Source organism: Haladaptatus sp. ZSTT2, assembly GCF_037081775.1.
Lineage (GTDB): Archaea > Halobacteriota > Halobacteria > Halobacteriales > Halococcaceae > QDMS2.
This window is the reverse complement of record NZ_JBAMHQ010000001.1, coordinates 879,886-897,030: the sequence shown is the minus strand read 5'-3', so window position 1 is coordinate 897,030 and position 17,145 is coordinate 879,886. Positions and strand designations below refer to the sequence as shown.

At 59.2% G+C, this 17,145-nt stretch carries 18 protein-coding genes; 9 read left to right on the top strand and 9 right to left on the bottom strand.

Annotated elements, in window-relative coordinates; translation table 11 throughout:
* Positions 1–35: 35 nt before the first annotated feature.
* Together V5N13_RS04915 and V5N13_RS04910 are read right to left on the bottom strand one after the other, a co-directional pair.
* Positions 36–1,406, bottom strand: coding sequence for a twin-arginine translocation signal domain-containing protein (locus V5N13_RS04915; RefSeq protein WP_336359857.1), 1,371 nt, complete (start codon positions 1,404–1,406; stop codon positions 36–38).
* 87 nt (positions 1,407–1,493) lie between these two features.
* Positions 1,494–1,976, bottom strand: a complete 483-nt coding sequence (locus tag V5N13_RS04910) for a J domain-containing protein (protein WP_336359856.1) — start codon at positions 1,974–1,976, stop codon at positions 1,494–1,496.
* Positions 1,977–2,052: 76 nt separating this feature from the next.
* Here V5N13_RS04910 and V5N13_RS04905 point away from each other — a divergent pair, with 76 nt between their 5' ends.
* On the top strand, positions 2,053–2,262 hold the full coding sequence (locus V5N13_RS04905) for a hypothetical protein (protein ID WP_336359855.1): 210 nt from the start codon (positions 2,053–2,055) through the stop codon (positions 2,260–2,262).
* On the opposite strand, the gene pyrF is transcribed toward V5N13_RS04905, so the two are convergent.
* Positions 2,259–3,059, bottom strand: a complete 801-nt coding sequence (gene pyrF / locus V5N13_RS04900) for an orotidine-5'-phosphate decarboxylase (RefSeq protein ID WP_336359854.1) — start codon at positions 3,057–3,059, stop codon at positions 2,259–2,261. The genes V5N13_RS04905 and pyrF overlap by 4 nt on opposite strands.
* A gap of 138 nt (positions 3,060–3,197) precedes the next feature.
* Between pyrF and V5N13_RS04895 the strand changes: the two genes are divergently transcribed.
* Complete coding sequence (locus V5N13_RS04895; protein WP_332899732.1) at positions 3,198–3,851, top strand: HAD family hydrolase; 654 nt, start codon at positions 3,198–3,200, stop codon at positions 3,849–3,851.
* On the opposite strand, the gene V5N13_RS04890 is transcribed toward V5N13_RS04895, so the two are convergent.
* Together V5N13_RS04890 and V5N13_RS04885 are read right to left on the bottom strand one after the other, a co-directional pair.
* Positions 3,848–4,228 carry a hypothetical protein gene (locus V5N13_RS04890; protein WP_332899731.1) on the bottom strand — a complete coding sequence of 127 codons (381 nt, stop codon included), beginning with the start codon at positions 4,226–4,228 and terminating at the stop codon, positions 3,848–3,850. The genes V5N13_RS04895 and V5N13_RS04890 overlap by 4 nt on opposite strands.
* 32 nt (positions 4,229–4,260) lie before the next feature.
* The gene (locus tag V5N13_RS04885; RefSeq protein ID WP_332899730.1) at positions 4,261–4,701 is read right to left on the bottom strand and encodes a DUF2240 family protein; all 441 of its coding nucleotides are present in this window, start codon (positions 4,699–4,701) and stop codon (positions 4,261–4,263) included.
* 130 nt (positions 4,702–4,831) lie between these two features.
* On the opposite strand from V5N13_RS04885, the gene V5N13_RS04880 reads away from it, so the two are divergent.
* Complete coding sequence (locus V5N13_RS04880) at positions 4,832–5,206, top strand: 30S ribosomal protein S8e (RefSeq protein ID WP_332899729.1); 375 nt, start codon at positions 4,832–4,834, stop codon at positions 5,204–5,206.
* Between the two features lie 59 nt (positions 5,207–5,265).
* On the opposite strand, the gene V5N13_RS04875 is transcribed toward V5N13_RS04880, so the two are convergent.
* Together V5N13_RS04875 and V5N13_RS04870 are read right to left on the bottom strand one after the other, a co-directional pair.
* Complete coding sequence (locus V5N13_RS04875; protein ID WP_336359853.1) at positions 5,266–6,399, bottom strand: citrate synthase/methylcitrate synthase; 1,134 nt, start codon at positions 6,397–6,399, stop codon at positions 5,266–5,268.
* Positions 6,400–6,477: 78 nt separating this feature from the next.
* Positions 6,478–7,473, bottom strand: a complete 996-nt coding sequence (locus tag V5N13_RS04870) for a PhoU domain-containing protein (RefSeq protein WP_336359852.1) — start codon at positions 7,471–7,473, stop codon at positions 6,478–6,480.
* A gap of 317 nt (positions 7,474–7,790) precedes the next feature.
* Between V5N13_RS04870 and V5N13_RS04865 the strand changes: the two genes are divergently transcribed.
* From V5N13_RS04865 to V5N13_RS04840, 6 genes are all read left to right on the top strand, one after another.
* Complete coding sequence (locus V5N13_RS04865) at positions 7,791–8,792, top strand: PstS family phosphate ABC transporter substrate-binding protein (protein WP_336359851.1); 1,002 nt, start codon at positions 7,791–7,793, stop codon at positions 8,790–8,792.
* A 58-nt stretch (positions 8,793–8,850) separates the two neighbouring features.
* Complete coding sequence (gene pstC / locus V5N13_RS04860) at positions 8,851–9,822, top strand: phosphate ABC transporter permease subunit PstC (protein ID WP_336359850.1); 972 nt, start codon at positions 8,851–8,853, stop codon at positions 9,820–9,822.
* Positions 9,822–11,453 (top strand): phosphate ABC transporter permease PstA, encoded by a 1,632-nt coding sequence (pstA, locus tag V5N13_RS04855; protein WP_336359849.1) that lies wholly within the window; start codon positions 9,822–9,824, stop codon positions 11,451–11,453. Before pstC ends, pstA begins: the two co-directional genes overlap by 1 nt.
* Positions 11,454–11,455: 2 nt before the next feature.
* On the top strand, positions 11,456–12,325 hold the full coding sequence (gene pstB, locus V5N13_RS04850) for a phosphate ABC transporter ATP-binding protein PstB (protein WP_336359848.1): 870 nt from the start codon (positions 11,456–11,458) through the stop codon (positions 12,323–12,325).
* A gap of 5 nt (positions 12,326–12,330) precedes the next feature.
* Positions 12,331–13,011, top strand: a complete 681-nt coding sequence (gene phoU / locus V5N13_RS04845; RefSeq protein WP_332899722.1) for a phosphate signaling complex protein PhoU — start codon at positions 12,331–12,333, stop codon at positions 13,009–13,011.
* A gap of 670 nt (positions 13,012–13,681) precedes the next feature.
* Positions 13,682–14,239: a plastocyanin/azurin family copper-binding protein gene (locus V5N13_RS04840; protein WP_336359847.1), complete on the top strand. Its 558-nt coding sequence runs from the start codon at positions 13,682–13,684 to the stop codon at positions 14,237–14,239.
* A 47-nt stretch (positions 14,240–14,286) separates the two neighbouring features.
* Here V5N13_RS04840 and V5N13_RS04835 read toward each other — a convergent pair whose 3' ends face one another.
* Positions 14,287–14,679 (bottom strand): putative quinol monooxygenase, encoded by a 393-nt coding sequence (locus tag V5N13_RS04835; RefSeq protein ID WP_336359846.1) that lies wholly within the window; start codon positions 14,677–14,679, stop codon positions 14,287–14,289.
* 240 nt (positions 14,680–14,919) lie between these two features.
* Positions 14,920–17,142 carry a CDC48 family AAA ATPase gene (locus V5N13_RS04830; RefSeq protein WP_336359845.1) on the bottom strand — a complete coding sequence of 741 codons (2,223 nt, stop codon included), beginning with the start codon at positions 17,140–17,142 and terminating at the stop codon, positions 14,920–14,922.
* Positions 17,143–17,145 lie beyond the last annotated feature (3 nt).

The window sequence follows — 17,145 nt, the reverse complement described above, 5'->3', positions numbered from 1 at the left end:
CTTATTGCGTTCCGCTTTGAAAAACTGTGACCGGGTTAGTACGCGCTGAAGGCGCCGAGCGTCTCGAAGCTGCTGCCGTTTGGCCCGGTCCAGAGCACGGAGAGTCGGGTGTCCGCACTCAGGGCGTACGTCGTCGTGTAGGAGTCGCCCGCGGTGATTGCGCCGCCTTCTGGCACCCAGAATTCGAACTGGTCGTAGCCCTCGTCGTCTACGTACTCGATGTAGAGCGTGTCGGTGACGTGGTCGCCGCCTGAGTGAGTGATGGTGGCCGTGCCGTCGGTGTTCTGCTCGAAGGTGAGCGACACCTGCGGTGCTTCGGCGCTTGCGTCACTGGAGAAACTGGTGCTCGAGCTTCCGGTTCCCATCAAGCCACCGTTGCTCTCTTGATAGCCATTCCAGAGTTCGTCGGTATCGACTTCAGAGGTGACGACGACGGCGCGCCCGTCCGCGCTCACGGTAATCTCTGTGGTGTTCTCTTCGAACTCCTCGGATTCCTCTTTGAGGCGCTCGATGAGCGCTTCGACGTTCTCCGCGCTCGCGGCGTCTTCGTCCTCGTAGACGAGGATGATTTTGTTCTCCGTCGTCTCTCCGTTAATGGTCGCGCCCATGCCCATCGCCTCCAAGTCGTCGAGGACGGCTTTTATCTCGGTCTCCTCGTCTGGCACCCAGTCTTTCAGAATGCTGACTTCGAGGTTCAGGCCCATCGCCACCGTGGCGTCCCCGAGTTCCTGCATCATCGTCTTCGCATTTTCGTTGGTGTCGTAGTAGCGTTCGACGGTGCCCGCATCAGACTCAATCATCTGTTCGACGGCCGCTTTCGCTCTCGCGTCTGCGTCCACGACCATGCCAAGTAGCGCGTTTTCGTCCCCGATGGCGAAGGTCATGGACATCGTGGAGTCAGATTCACCCGACATGCTGTAGCCGTAGGGTTGTTCGATGCTGTAGAGCGTGTACCCCTCGTACTCGCCTTTCTCCACGTCCTCGCCGCTCTGGCTCTTTTCGAGTTCGTTCTCGATTTCTTCGCTAATCTCCTTGCTGTCGAACGACCCTGAGACGACCCACGACATCCCAGCACGGCTGAAGTCGGTCTCACCGTAGGCGAGCATCGTCATGTGTTGGAGTTCGTCTAACTCGACGGAATCAATCTCTTCGTCGAGTTGGTCGAGCGAGTCGAACAGCTCTTCTGGCAGTTGGTCTTCGTGCTCGTAGTAGCTCTGGATGTTAACCGATGCAAAGAGGTGGTTGTCCACGTTGAGCACCGTTTCCGGGTCGTACAGCCAGCTCGAATACGCCGGTGCGCTCGGGCCAGTGATGGTTTCAAGTTGCGTACAACCAGCAAGAGAACCGAGAGACGCAAGTGCGAATGTCGCCCCGCTCGCTTTCAGAAAATTTCGTCGAGATGCCATAATTGTCACTCAACTGCAGTTACTAAATAACTACTCATTCTCCAAAACTTATACATATTAATTGGTAATGACGGATTGTTTTTAATTTCACCGGTTAGAGAGACGTTCATAAGCTTCCGTCACGCGTTTGAACGCTTCTTCACTTCCGCGTTCGGTGTCAGGATGTGTCTCTTTGACACGTTTCCGATACGCTTTCCTGACCGCGTCTGCGTCCGCACCGGGGTTGAGACCGAGTATCTGGTAGGCCTCCGTCACCGACTGATTGGGCCGAGACGGCTGCCGAACCTGCCGTTGGCGTCGTTCTTGGCGCGGCCCCCGCCACTGCTGGCGCGGTCCCGCGCCGAACCCACCGCGTTCTTGCCGTGGTGGGCTGCGCGCGGTGCGTGCCTGTCGATACACTTGCTGTTGGAGCTTTCCCGTCGCATGAAACCAGAGAGCGTACGTCGTCGCGCCGAACAGCGCCGTCGCCACGAGCATCGCGGGCGTGAAGACGAAACTCAAGACGAGAAACAGCACTGTCATGCCCGCGAACACGGCGGTCAGCGAGAGGAGGAGCCGCGACTGGTTCACGCGTGTGGCTTTGACCCACACGACCCTAAACTTCTCGCCCAGCACCCTCAAGTGGGTTCCTGTGCTACGGTGACACATGTCCGTCTCCGGCACCTGCCAAATCTGTGGGACCCGCGAGATTACAGACGACTGTGACCGCTGTGGGAAGCTTGTCTGTGCCACACACTACGACAAGGAGTTAGGATACTGTACGGAGTGCGCCACCGAAGTTCGCGGGACAACAGAGAAACCACCGACCCCAGACCGCGACGAGTTCCCCGATGGCGTCGATACCTTCCGCAGCTAGTCGCGGTACTGGTTCAGCCGCTTTTTCAGCCGCTTTGCCGCCTCACCTGCGGCCTTGTCGAACTGCTCGCCTTCGCCCGCGAAGATGATGCCCCGCGAGGAGTTGACGAGCCCAACACCGTTTGCGAGGCCGAACTCGACTGCAGCCTCCGCGTCGCCGCCCTGTGCGCCGACGCCCGGAACCAAAAACGGAACGTCTGGCACCTGTTCGCGGACGGTTTCGAGTTCTTCGGTCGTCGTCGCGCCCACTACGAGACCGACGTTGCCGTTACCGTTCCAGAGGTCCGCGAGCGCGGCCACCCGTTCGTACAGCTTCTCGCCGGATTCGAGCGTGAGGTCTTGGAGGTCTGCACCGCCCGGATTCGATGTGCGACAGAGGACGAACACGCCTTTTTCTTCCTGTGAGAGGAACGGTTCGAGCGTGTCGCGGCCCATGTACGGATTCACCGTGATGGCGTCTGCGTCGTCGAGGAGCTTCGCGTACTTGCGCGCCGTGTTGCCGATGTCGCCGCGTTTGGCGTCTAAGATGACGGGCACGTCTTTCCCGTGTGCGTACGCGATGGTTTCTCTGAGCGCGAGCCACCCGTCGCGGTCTTCGTAGAAGGCGGCGTTTGGTTTGTACGCGACGGCGTGTTCGTGGGTGGCGTCGATGATGCGGCGGTTGAACGCCCAGCGCGGCAGGTCGTACTCCTGTAAGTGTGCGGGAATGCGGTCTTCGTCGGCGTCGAGGCCGACACAGACGACGCTCTCTTTCCGTTCGATATTGCGGGCAACCCAGTCGAAGAACGCTGCTGGCATACCTGTCACTCTCTGGGGTATCCTAACTATTCTGTCGGATGTGGTCGCTCCAAAATCAGGTCGCCAGACCGTCACGTCTGTCGGTATTTCGCGCCTGTGCACGGCAGATTCAATTAGCTGGCTCCCATTGTAGCTACCATGATACGAGCGGTCGGGTTTGACCTCGACTATACACTCGTCGTCCCAGAACGCGACCGTCAAACGCTGTTGCATGAGGCCTCAAAGGCCGTCGATGCCCCACTGTTTGACCGGCAGGCCTACCTCGACGCCCACCGCCGCAACCTCTCGAACGAGACGCGCGAACCCATCTTCAAAGACCTCCTCGAAGACCACGAAACGCCCGTCTCACCTGCAGAACTCTCTGACGCGTATCAACACGCCATCAACAATTCGCTCATCGCCTTAGAGGGGGCAGCACAACTCGTCACCGACCTCCGCAACGAGTATCGCGTCGGTTTGCTCACCGACGGCCCCATCGAAGCCCAGCAGGCGAAACTCGAACGCCTCGGCTGGCAAGACCTCTTCGACACCGTCCTCATCAGCGGCTCGCTCCCGGCGGGGAAACCCGACCACCGCGCCTTCAGGTCGCTGCTCGCAGAACTCGATACGGTACCAGAAGAGTCGGTCTACATCGGTGACCACGCAGACCTCGACATCCGGGGGGCAACGGACATGAACATGCACGCGATCCACGTCATCGGCCCCGACGACGACCCCTCTCCCCTCGCAGACGCGGTGCTCACACGAGATGAACTGGTCGCTCGGCTCCCAGACGTGCTGAAAACGCTCTAATTCGACGTTGCGGCGACGAACACGTCGAGAATCCACTTCACTTGCGCGCCGTCCTCGATGAACACGAGTGTCTTCGGCGGGTCGCTCGCCTTCGGTCGGGTTCGGAGGCCCGTTTTCTCGGCTGTTTCTGCGACGTCGTCGAGGCTCACGTCGAACTCGACATGGGCGCGGTCGGCGTGAACAAACACACGAGCGATTCGCTCACCATCGTGTGCAACATCGTAGGCGCGGGCGACGGCTTCGACCGGCCGCAACCCGTCTGCATCGACTGCGTTCGTCACGGAAAGCGGGCCAAGCGGCCCGTCTTTGAAACCATCGAGTTCAGAAGCGAGCAGCTGCGCGAGGCGGACGCCATCTGTCTCGCGTTTTGTGACCATACCCCTGCTTTGGCGCGCGGTGGTTTATGGCTTCAGAGTTCGGCCAGCGCCGCCGCGGCTTCGTCGCCCACGGCGACCCCCCGACGGTGGGCGTAGAGGACCGCCGCCGCCTCGATGGTCACTCCGAGGCCGCGTTGGAGTTCGTTTACGCCCGCGACGGCCTCCTGTTTGCTGTGGCCATCGGCGATGAGGCGGTCTAAGATTTTCTCGAACGTCGAGCGCTCGTTGAGCAGGCTTGCGTCGGGCGAAAAATCGTCGGGGATGGTCACGTCGTCGGGGTCGAACGCGCAGTGCAGCGCGTCGTCTTCGCGTCGGAGCAGACCTTGGCTCACGGCGATATCGACGAGTCGTTTCGCTTGGTCTGGAGAAAACCAGTCGCGGTCGAGCGAGAGGGCAACGACGAACTCGCTTTCTGCGAGTTTTCGCTTGCCTTTCGTGCGAAACGGTGCGGCGGCGGCGACCCGAATACTCATCGTCTCCATTGATTTTCTGTGCCGGTGTAAGTGTGCCGGTGTCTCCGTGTTTGGGGCTTGTGGCGAGTGGAGCGGGAGGAGAGCGGTACGAGTCGTGCGATTCAAGTAGTCCGTTTGCCTTTGATGGGGTATGAAAGACCAGGGACGCTCCATGCGCAAACGCACGGGTGGGCGACGCCGTTCGCTTCGCAACAAAAAGAAGCACGAACTCGGCCGTCAACCAACCGAAACGCACGTCGGTGACGCGAAGTTCCGCGTCGTCGAAGGCCGCGGCAACACGAAAAAGCTCCGCGCCATCTCCACGGACTCCGTGACCATCGCCAAGGGCGACGGCACGTCCGTCACGGCGACGATTGAGGGCGTAAAAGAGAACAACTCGAACCCGAACTACGCCCGCCGGAACATCATCACGAAGGGCGCACTCCTCACCACGAACGAGGGCGTCGTCCGCGTCACCTCCCGTCCCGGTCAGGACGGACAGGTCAACGGCGTTCTCGTCGAATAAGCTGTCTCACCGCGCGGTGGCCGTCCACCGCTTTTTTCTCGACTGAGTGAACGGGACACCTATCGGTCGTCGATGGGGGTCCACGTCCTGTCGGTTGCGCCGACGTAGCGACTGCGCGGGCGGATGATTCGGTTATCGGCGGCCTGTTCGAGGCAGTGTGCCATCCATCCACCGACACGCGCCACGGCGAACGTCGTCGTGAAGAGATCGCGAGGAATGCCGACGCCGAACAGCAGGGCCGCGGTGTAGTACTCGACGTTCGTATCGAGCCGCCGGTCTGGCTTGTGTGCTGCGAGCAGCTCCACCGCCGTCGCTTCGAACGCGCTCACGGTCTCGAAAAAGTCGGCGTCGCCACCGGCTTCGTAGAAACGTTCGGCGGCCGCAGACAACACCGCAGCGCGGGGGTCTCGAACCCGATACACCCGGTGACCGAATCCCATCAGCCGCTCACCCGCGGCGAGTTTCCGGCGAACGTACCCCTCCGCATCGCCCGACTCGTGTACCTCCATGAGCATTTCGAGGACGGGACCGGGCGCGCCGCCGTGGAGTGGCCCTTTGAGCGACCCTACCGCGGCCGTCGCCGCCGACACGACGTCCGACTCGGTGGAGACGACGACGCGGGCGGTGAACGTAGACGCGTTCAACCCGTGGTCGATGACTGTATTCAGGTAGGTTTCGAGCCCCGCGGTCGCCGCGTCGCTCGGTTCTGTCCCCGTTAGCATGTAGAGGTAGTTCGCGGCGTGTCGCAGGTCGTCTCGCGGTGCGACCGGGTCGTCGCCCTGTCGGTAGCGCCAGTAAGCGGCCACAACTGTCGGAAACACGGCGATGGTTCGCTCGACTGCCTGTTGGGCTGTCGCCGTTTCCGCCCCGAGATTTGCGGCCGCGACACCCATCCTGAGGGCGTCCATCGGGTCGACGCCCTCCGCTGCGGCGCGTTTGAGCCCGGATCGCGTCTCGTCTGTGAGTTCCCGGCTGCTCGCGAGTGACGTGCGAAACGCCACGAGTTCGTCTGCGGTTGGCAGCCGGTCGTTCAACAGGAGGAAGACACTCTCCTCGAACGTTGCGTTGGCCGCCAGTTCGGAGACGGGAAACCCGCCGATGATGAGCGTCCCCGCCTCCCCGTCGATGTAACTCAGTCGTGTCTCCGCGACGGCGATTCCTTCTAAGCCGCGATTGAGTTCGGTGTCGACCATAGCATGTCCTACGCGAACGACGACTAAGAACTCCGCTCGTCCGCCGCCGAACTCACGGGAGGAGTGGGCGAACCGGCGCTACGGGCGGGGGGCTGCCTTCTGGAGCGCCGTCTCTGCGATGTTCCCGCCGTAGTCAGCACTCCGTGAGAGCGAGTCCACGATGAGGCCGAGCAGTTGGGCGCGGTGTGGGTTCAGGTCGCGGATGAGGTTGTCCACGTTCCGCGTCTGTTTGTCGATGCCTGCAATCTTCTCGCTCGCGTCGTTTGCGAGCCGGGTTGCGCGCTCGGGGTCGTCTTCTAACAGCGCGTCCATCGCCATCTCGACGATGGTCGCGGCGTCGGTGTAGAGCTCCTCGATGGCCGTTGTGGCTTCGTCGGGGATGGCCCCGAGTTCGAGCGTGATGCTCGCGATTTTCGTCGCGTGGTCTGCGATGCGTTCTAACTGGCGCGCACTGGAGTGGTAGTCGAACGTCGTCTCGCGCGGGAGGCCGACTTCAGTTGCGGCCGTTGGGTTGCGCAGCGCAGAGCGGAACACGCGTGAGATCATAAACCAGAGGCGGTCTACGTCGTCGTCGCGCTCCATCACGTCGCGCGCGAGGTCGTCGTCGTTGTCCGCGAGGGCGGTGACCGCGTCTTTGAGCATCGAGAGCGCGACGAGGCGCATGCGCGTGATGGCGTTCAACACGGAGAGTTCAGCCGAGTCGAGGAGGTCCTGTAAGACAACGCGGTCTGAGGTCTCTTCGATGACTTCGAGGCCGACGAGCCCTTGGGTGGCTTTGCGAATCGCTCGGCGCTGTTCTGAGGTGACGCGTGAGGTTTCGAGCGTGATGATGTCGAAGCCGCTTACGTACATTGTGACGATGGCGCGCATCAACTCATCACCTTTGAGCCCGACGATGTCGAGGGTGCCCTCTACGTGCGTCGATTCGTCGTTTGGCGTGAGAACCAGCGAGTCGTCTTCTTTGAAAAACGCAATCTCGCTTCCGGCTTTGATTCCGTTGTCCGTCGCCCAGGTTTTCGGGAGGGAAACGGTGAACGTTGAGCCACCCGTGATTTGAACCTTCCGCGTTTCCATATGCATCCTCTTCACCTCTATGATAAATAAATCGATCCCTCTCTACATATTTTCTCGAATTTCTCCTTTCATTGCGGCGACAGTCCACACTCATTTAATATTTTCAATCGTCATGGGGGCGAAATTTCACCCTCTGTATACTATTGGGCTTGTATTGGGTTTGTGTAACACACTGCAAAATTCGTCTCTTTCAGGGGGTATTTTCCGCTAACCTTGTTCAATTTGCCTGACCTTCTTCTTTGTTCATTTGTCCCATAATTATTACTATATAGAAATCATAGGAGGGTATTTATTCCCAAATCCGAATGGCTCAGATGATGGCAGACAAACCCAGCTTCGTTTCGCGTCGCAAATTCATCACCGCTGCGGCAGGCGTCGGCGCACTGAGCATTGCAGGGTGCGTTTCAGAGAGTAGCACCGGTGACGACGGAACGAACTCGGACGGCGAAGATAACCTCTCGGGAACAATCGAAATTGCGGGATCATCCACCGTCTTCCCACTCGCAGAGGCAGTCGCCGTGAAATTCCGCGAGGAGCACCCAGAGGTCAACATCAACATCAGTTCGACTGGCTCTGGTGGTGGCTTTTCGAAGTTCTTCTGCCAGGACAAAACCGCGTTCAACAACGCTTCTCGCCCAATTAAAGAGAGCGAAGAACAGCTTTGTAAGGACGCTGGCGTCGAATGGCTCGAACTCAACGTGGCGACGGACGCCCTTACCGTCGTCGTCAACAACGAGGCAGACTGGGTCGACTGCATTACCGTAGAGGAGCTCAAGAAAATCTGGGAACCAAATGGTGCCAAAAAGTGGAGCGACATTCGCTCTGAATGGCCCGACGAACCGTTCGAACTCTTCGGTGCGGCATCCACGTCAGGGACGTTTGACTACTTCACCGAGGCCATTATCGAAGAAGAGGGAAACCACACACAGAACTATTCCCCAACTGAAGACGACCGCAACATCGTGAGCGGTGTGCAGGGAAGCGAGTACGCGATGGGCTACTTCGGCTTCTCGTACTACTCCAACAACCCAGACTCGGTGAAAGCACTCAAAATCGACAACGGCAGTGGCTGTGTCGAACCATCCATCGAGACGGCGAAATCTGGTGAGTACAAGCCACTTTCCCGTCCGCTGTTCACCTACCCAAAGAAAAGCGCCCTCGCACGGCCTGAAGTCGCCGAATTCGCGAAATTTTTCGTCGAACAGAGCGCGAACAAGGAACTCGTCGCAGAACAGGTTGGCTACGTCCCAAACACCGAAGAGGACATGCAAAAACAACTCTCCGATCTCGAAACCGCAATCGAAGAAGCGCAGGGATAACGTCTCCCCAGCAAAACGAAGCGCTTTTTCCGAAACCAAAAAAATTACTTCCAAGTAAATGAGCACTGATTCTCAACCACTCGACATGACCGTGCGTGTCGCGAACTCGCCGAGAGAGCGGCTTATTCGGTGGTTCTTTTTCGCATGCGCGGCCGTGTCGATTGTAACGACGATTGGTATCATCTTCGCGCTGGTCGGTGATGCTGCACGTTTCTTCCGAGTGACGGGGTCGACTCTGGGCATTCCCGCAGAACAGACCGTTCCCGTGCTCGACTTCCTCCTCGGAACGACGTGGTCGCCAACGATTAATCCAAAACAGTTCGGCGTGCTCCCTCTCATCACGGGGACGCTCACGATTATGGTCGGTTCGGCCCTCGTTGCCCTCCCTCTCGGGCTTGGAACCGCCATCTACCTGAGTGAGTACGCGAGTCCGCGCGTGCGCTCCGTGCTCAAACCTGCGCTCGAAGTGCTCGCAGGCATCCCAACCGTCGTTTACGGTATCTTCGCGCTCGTGTACATCACCCCGTTCCTCAAACAGTTCATCCCTGTCCTCGGGACGTTCAACGCCCTCTCTGCGTCGTTGATGGTGGGAATCATGATTATCCCGATGGTTTCGTCCATCAGCGAAGACGCGATGAGCGCAGTCCCGGACTCACTTCGACAGGCGGGATACGGCCTTGGAGCGACGAAATTCAACGTCTCGACTGGTATCGTCGTTCCTGCCGCAATCTCCGGTATTGCCTCGTCGTTCATCCTCGCGCTGTCTCGCGCAATCGGTGAGACGATGATTGTGGTGGTCGCCGCAGGGTTGAAACCAAACCTCGTCAACCCCTTCCTCCCAGCCACCTACACGCAATCGCTCCAGACGATGACATCCGCTATGATTGCCCTCGGGACGGGCGACATTGCATCGCAGGGTCGGGCCTACCGGAGTCTGTTCGCAATCGGGCTCACCCTGTTCGTCATCACCCTCGTGATGAACATCATCAGCGATCTCATCGCTGAACACTACCGGGAGAGCTACGAATAATGGCAACGCAAACCTCCACTCAGAAAGACGGATTCGGGCAGGTAAGCCGTACCAAGGGCATCTTCTTTAGATACGCCCTTCTCGCATCCGCACTCGTGGGAATCGTCGCTCTCACCGTGCTCCTCATCTACGTCACCATCGACGCCGTGGAGCCAACCTCGGCGAGCACCTCATGGTTGCTCGCGTACGCGGGTGTGTTCGTAGTCCCCTCGTTGCTCGTATTCGGGTATTTCTCGATAAAAAATCCACGCGGCCTCAAACTTGGCTTTGCTACGACCGGGCTTCCAGTCGCCGGGTTGCTCCTTGGGACGGCCATCCTCGTCATCTTCATCGACGTACTCGACGACGACGTGTGGTTCTACCACATGGTCGGGGTCGCGCTCACGGCCGCGCTCATCTGGGGGCACCGCAAACTCAGACCTACCGCAAACATCTACGAAAAACTCCTGTTCGTGCTGTTCGTGGGCGGGTACGTGATGGTCGGCCTTCCGGGCTACTACCACAGCATCCCGGAGATTTTCCTCCTGTTCTCGCCGTTCGAACCCGTCAAGTGGTTTTCTATGCTCACCACGTTCGGGCTGGCAGGCGCACTTCTCACGGGCCGTCATTTCGCTCGGAAATTCGAGAATCAACGAACCGGCCTCGTCACTGGTGGCCTTGTTTTCGCTGGCGCGGCCGCGAGCGCATTCGTCGCGCTCTTCGCCGGCGTCGAACAGAGCATCGGTGTCATCCTCTTTTTGACCGTCGTCGTCCCTCTCGCGCTCTTCGTTGAGGACATCTTCTCCAAGGAGCACACCATCGGCGCACGCGATGGCTTGGTGATTCCAATCGTCGTCTTTGGTGGCTTGTTCGCCGCAGAACTCATCGCGCGGACGGCTGGATTCACCGGCCCGATGGCCTGGATTGACTTCCAGTTCCTCTCTAGCCTCCCGAACCCAGACCCACAGCAGGCAGGCATTTACTCGGCACTCGTCGGTTCTGTGATGCTGATGGTGGTCATCGTGCTGTTCTCCTTCCCGATTGGTGTCGGGGCCGCGGTCTACTTAGAGGAGTACGCACCTGACAACCGCACGACGCGGTTTATCCAGATTAACATCTCCAACCTCGCAGGCGTTCCGTCAGTCGTCTACGGACTGCTCGGACTGGGTTTGTTCATCAACCTCTTGAATCTCGGTATCGGGTCTGTCCTCGTGGGTGGAATGACGCTCTCGCTGCTCATCCTCCCCATCGTCATCATCTCCTCACAAGAGGCGATTCGCGCCGTGCCGAGTTCGCTTCGGCAGGCATCCTACGGGATGGGCGCGACGAAGTGGCAGACAATCCGCGAAGTCGTCCTTCCGCGGTCGATTCCAGGCATCCTGACTGGGACGATTCTCGCGATCGGTCGTGCTATCGGTGAAACGGCACCGCTCATCATCATCGCCGCGCCGACGTCGTCGTTCTCGGTTCCAACCTCGCTGTCGGACGGGGCCAGTGCGATGCCGCTGCAAATCTTCACGTGGGCGTCTTACCCACAACAAGACTTCCAACACGGTGTGCTCGCGGCGGGTGTCGTGACGGTGCTCATCGTCCTCTTGACGATGAACTCCATCGCGATTGTCCTCCGCAACAGGTATCAGAGCGAGAACTAACCATGTCACAAGAGAATATGACTTCGAACGAAGAGGTAGAGACAGACGACCCAACCAACGACGAGATGTTGTTGGAGACCGACGTCACCGCCGGGCTCTCAGGCTCCACGGCTGGAGACGCCCGCGCCGTCGTCGAAGCACGCGACGTGAACGTGTTCTACAACGACGACCAAGCGCTCCAGAACATCGACCTCGCCATCCCCGAAAAGCAGGTCACAGCGCTCATTGGCCCCTCCGGCTGTGGGAAGTCAACCTTCCTGCGCTGTATCAACCGGATGAACGACCTCATCGACGCCGCTCGCGTTGAAGGCGAGCTGTTGCTCGACGGCAAGAACGTCTACGACGACGATGTCGACCCCGTCGCGCTCCGTCGGCGCGTCGGCATGGTGTTCCAGCACCCAAACCCGTTTCCAAAGAGCATCTACGACAACGTCGCCTACGGCCTAAAGATTCAGGGCAAAACCGACAACATGGACGAGAAAGTCGAGAACGCCCTCAAGGCCGCCGCGCTCTGGGAGGAGGTCAAAGACCGACTCGATGAGTCCGGCCTCGAACTCTCGGGCGGGCAACAACAGCGCCTGTGTATCGCTCGCGCCATCGCGGTTGACCCCGAGGTCATCCTGATGGACGAGCCCGCAAGCGCGCTCGACCCCGTCGCAACCTCGCAAATCGAAGACCTCATCGAAGAGCTCTCAGAGAAGTACACCGTCATCATCGTCACCCACAACATGCAGCAGGCCGCCCGGATTTCGGACAAAACCGCGGTGTTCCTGACCGGTGGCGAACTCGTCGAATTCGATGACACGAACAAAATCTTCGAAAACCCAGAGAGTCAGCGGGTCGAAGATTACATCACGGGCAAGTTCGGATAATACACATGGCACGGGAAACGTTTCAAGAACAACTAGGCGAACTGCGCGAAGACGTCCTCTACATGAGCGAAGTCGTCCTCGAACGCCTCCGCATGGGGCTCGACGCGCTCGAACAGAAAGACCACGACCTCGCCCACGAAGTCATCGACGGCGACGACGAGGTCAACCAGCTCTATCTCGACTTAGAACAGGACTGTATCGACCTGATTGCCCTCCAGCAACCGGTCGCCTCAGACCTGCGCTTTATCGCCTCTTCGTTCAAGATTATCACCGACTTAGAACGCATCGCAGACCTCGCAACCAACCTCGGGAACTACACGCTCACCGCCTCGCGAGACATGTTCCCCGAAGTGGACATCCAAGAGATTGGCTCGCTTACCCTCGACATGGTCGAAGACGCCATGGACGCCTACGCGGAGAATGACGCGGAAGCGACCTACGAAATCTCAGAGCGTGACGACGACCTAGACGCCCTCTGCGAGCGCGCCTCCAGTCTCGTGGTGCGCGACCTCATCGAGACCGAAATCGACGACACGACGAGCGAGAAAGAAGTCGAGACGCTCATGCAGGACGTCTCGCGTCTCCTGCTCACCATCCGCGACTTAGAGCGCGTTGGCGACCACGCCGTCAACATCTCGGCCCGGACGCTCTACATGGTCGAGAACGACGATACGCTCATCTACTGAACGCGCACCTTTTACTGCCGGTCGGCTTCGCCTCCCGGGTAAAAGATGCATCAAAACAGCAGTCTTTCCGTTGGTCAGACCGCGCCCCCACTCGTTCGTTTCACTCACTCGCGGTAGATAACTGGATAGCGATCGATTCATTCGGTGACTGCAGCCCAATCGGGCTTGAGCTCGAGTCTCCGCTCAAATAGTGGGTGTCTGTGAAGTTCGATTAATTCTCTCGTAGAGCCTTCACATCGAGGTATTCACCGTGCAGTTCGGCCACAGCGTCGGTTCAGACCAGTTCATGCGTCTTTCTCGGATAATATCCGCTTATTCGTGTCTATCTGCAGCATACTGACGGCTCTACAGGGCGTACCCACACGTAGCCTTGGCATGTCACAAGTGACTGTCATCGCTATGGGGTGTCTGAAAAATGACAGAGAAAAAGAATATCTCGGAGGTAAGTCATTCAGAAACAGACCTTGTAGAGGTCTTGCAAACGTACGGCGTGAGCCGGCGGTTGATACTCAAACTGTTGGGTGGCGGAGCTGCGCTCACAGTCGCGAGTGGGACGGTAAGTGCTGGTCACGAACAACCAGACCCACCGTACATCGATTCGTATTACGGCTACTCTTCACCGTGTGACGTCCGTCTCCCTAGAAAGCTTCAACCGAACCACGAGGTAGACTTGCACATCGACTTCCCAGAGGGGATGGAGGATACGAATCCACCGTTCTTCCACTTTGAGCCGACCGGACTACACGTCGAGCCTGGAGACATCGTTCGGTTCAACTTTACCACGCCTGACCACACGATAACAGCGCTCCACAATGGACACGGCCGCCAACAGCGCGTTCCAGAAGGTGTACCACCGTTCTCCTCGCCGATTATTAACATCGGCGGATTCTGGCTCTACCAGTTCGACGTGGAAGGACTGTACGACATCGTCTGTGCGCCACACGAACTTTTCGGGATGGCAATGCGTATCGTGGTGGGAGACCTCGCGGAAGGCGACGTGCCAGCCTACGAAGACGACTTCGTCGGCGACGATCCGGAGATGTTCCGCCCACCGATCAGCAAAGAAGAAATCGAGTTCTTTCTCAACGCCTTCGGCCAACAAGAATGCGTGTGGCCGTTTCTCACGTCCACTGACGTTCTTTCTACTGACGCCCTCGACCCGGACGTTATCCAGACGGAGGGTTCAGTTCCGTTCAGCGACGTGGCTGCGGAACTCGGATACGAGTAATCCGGTCACACTACTTTTCGAGAAATCCTGCGCGTCACCGGTGGTGACTACGCTGCGGGTCGAGTCGCTCCGGGTCTGAGATACCCACCAATGAAGTTCGGAACGTGGCTAATCGTAGCCCCGGGCGTCCGTTCCAGGACGGCGAGTGCCTCCTCGGTTGGTTCACCGAACACTTCGAATGTTTTGAATTCGAGGAGTTCAGCGGCCTTCTTCACGCGGTTATCGACTCCTCCCATGTGGGCGTCCATCGCGGCCGCATCCGGGAACACGTGAATCGTGGTCACTTCGGTCTCGTCTTCGTTGAAGTACGAGAGGTGCACGACGGTTCCGGGCTTTTCCTGTTCTAACTGCTTCGTCACCGATTGGACGAGTTCCTTGTACTCGGTGGCTTTGCCGGCCTTGATTCGGTGCGTGCTTCTGAATACAATTGGGTCTGCCATCTCTATCTCCTCGCGTTTTGTCGAACGCTAGGTGAACGTAGGACGGCAACGGCAATAATCGTCTATCCTCTCGCAGTGAGCCTCCGGTCGGCTTTGAAAAATCGAACCAAAATCAACAGCAAGCATTTGTACAGCGGAGACGCGAAGCGTCAGATCGGCCTTTTTCATGTCTTCGTGATCTGCTTCGGTGAAAGTTTTTGCCAGCGAGGGTCGCGACGCGACCCCTGCCGGAAAAAGATGCTACTGGAAGCCAATACGGCTGTGACGACCCGCCGTTGGCTCTGCTGCGCCGCCCTTGAACTCGTCTTTGATGCGCTCGAAGTACTCCATCATGTCGTCGGTGATAGTCGGGCGGACGTTCTCCATCGCCTTGCGGAAGTGGCGCATCTCCACGACGTCTGCGTCCGAATCCTCGCGCAGTGCTTGGATGGCGGCTTCGCGCGCGATGGATTCGAGGTCGGAGCCGACGTAGCCCTCGGTGATTTCTGCAATCTCTTTTAGGCTCACGTCGGCGGCGAGTGGCATGTTCTTCGTGTGAATCTCTAAGATTTCCTCGCGGCCGTCCTCGCTTGGCTCGCCGATGAGCACGAGGCGGTCGAACCGACCAGAGCGAATGAGCGCGGGGTCGATCATGTCCGGGCGGTTGGTCGCGGCGATGACCATGACGTTGCCGCGGTCTTCAAGTCCGTCGAGTTCCGTGAGCAGTTGGTTCACGACGCGCTCTGAGACGTTCGAGCCCGTGTCGCGGCCACGGCTTGGCGCGAGGCTGTCGAGTTCGTCGAAGAAGATGACCGTCGGGGCCACCTGCCGCGCCTTGCGGAAGGTTTGCCGGATGGCCTTCTCCGACTCACCGACCCACTTCGAGAGCAGTTGCGGGCCGCGCACCGAGATGAAGTTCGCGTTCGTCTCGTTTGCGACGGCCTTGGCGATGAGCGTCTTGCCCGTGCCGGGCGGCCCGTAGAGGAGCACGCCCGCCGGTGGGTCGATACCCATGCGGGTGAACTTCTCAGGGGAGTTCATCGGCCACTCGACCGACTCCTGCACGTTCTGCTTTGCGTCCTCTAAGCCGCCGACGTCCTTCCAGTTGACCTTCGGTAGCTCGACAAGGACTTCGCGCATCGCGGAGGGGTCGACCTCTGCGAGCGCACCGCGGAAGTCAGACCACTTGATAATCATGCGGTCGATGAGCGACGGGGGAATATCCTCTTCGTCTAAGTCAATCTCCGGCAGGTAACGCCGGAGGGCTTTCATCGCGGATTCCTTCGTGAGCGATTCGATGTCCGCGCCGACGAAGCCGTGGGTCTCCTCTGCGAGGTCATCGAGACTCACGTCGTCTGCGAGCGGCATGCCGCGCGTGTGGACCTGCAGAATCTCCTTGCGGCCTTCCTCGTCGGGGACGCCGATCTCGATTTCGCGGTCGAAGCGACCGGGACGGCGGAGTGCTGGGTCAACCGAGTCAACGCGGTTGGTCGCGGCGATGACGATGACGTTGCCCCGCGCCTCTAGCCCGTCCATCATGGTGAGCAACTGGGCGACGACGCGGCGTTCAACTTCGCCGGTCACGTCCTCGCGCTTTGGCGCGATGGAGTCGAGTTCGTCGATGAAGATGATAGAGGGCGACTCCTCTGCGGCGTCTTCGAAGATTTCGCGCAGTTGCTGCTCGGATTCACCGTAGTACTTCGAGATAATCTCGGGACCAGCGATAGAGAAGAAGCTGGCGCTGGTCTCGTTTGCGACGGCCTTTGCGAGCAGCGTTTTCCCCGTGCCGGGTGGGCCGTGGAGGAGGACACCCTGGGGCGGCTCGATGCCCAGTTTCTTGAAAATCTGGGGGTGTTTCATCGGCAGCTCGACCATCTCGCGGACGCGTTGAATCTCCTGTTGGAGGCCACCGATGTCCTCGTAGGTGATGCCGCCGCCCGTCTTCTCGAAGCCGCTGATCGGTTCCTCGCGGAGTTCGACCTCCGTGTCCTCGGTGATGAGGACGACGCCCTCAGGCTCTGTCTCGACGGCGATGAGCGGGATTGCCTGACCGGGCGAGCGCATGAACGGGTGGTTCGTGCTCGACATGACGGGCACGATGTCGCGTTCGACGACCGGACGCTTCAGAATCTGGCGTTTGACCATGCCAGCGGCGTCAGAGCCGAACTGCACGCTCGCGTCTTCTGGCGGGGCGAGCACCAGTTTCTCTGCTTTTTTCGCCTCGGCTTTGCGGATGGTGACCCGTTCGCCAATCCCCACGTCTGCGTTCTGCCGAGTGAACCCGTCGATGCGAACCGTATCGGTGTTCCAGTCCTGTCGGTCCGCCCGCCACACCTTCGCCGCCGTCACGTCGCCACCCTCAATCTGGATGATGTCGCCCGGGCTGAGCTTTAGATGCAACAGCGTGTCCGGGTCGAGGCGGGCGATGCCCCGACCGGAGTCATTTGGGTACGCTTTCGCGACCTCAAGTTGAACTTCATTCATATT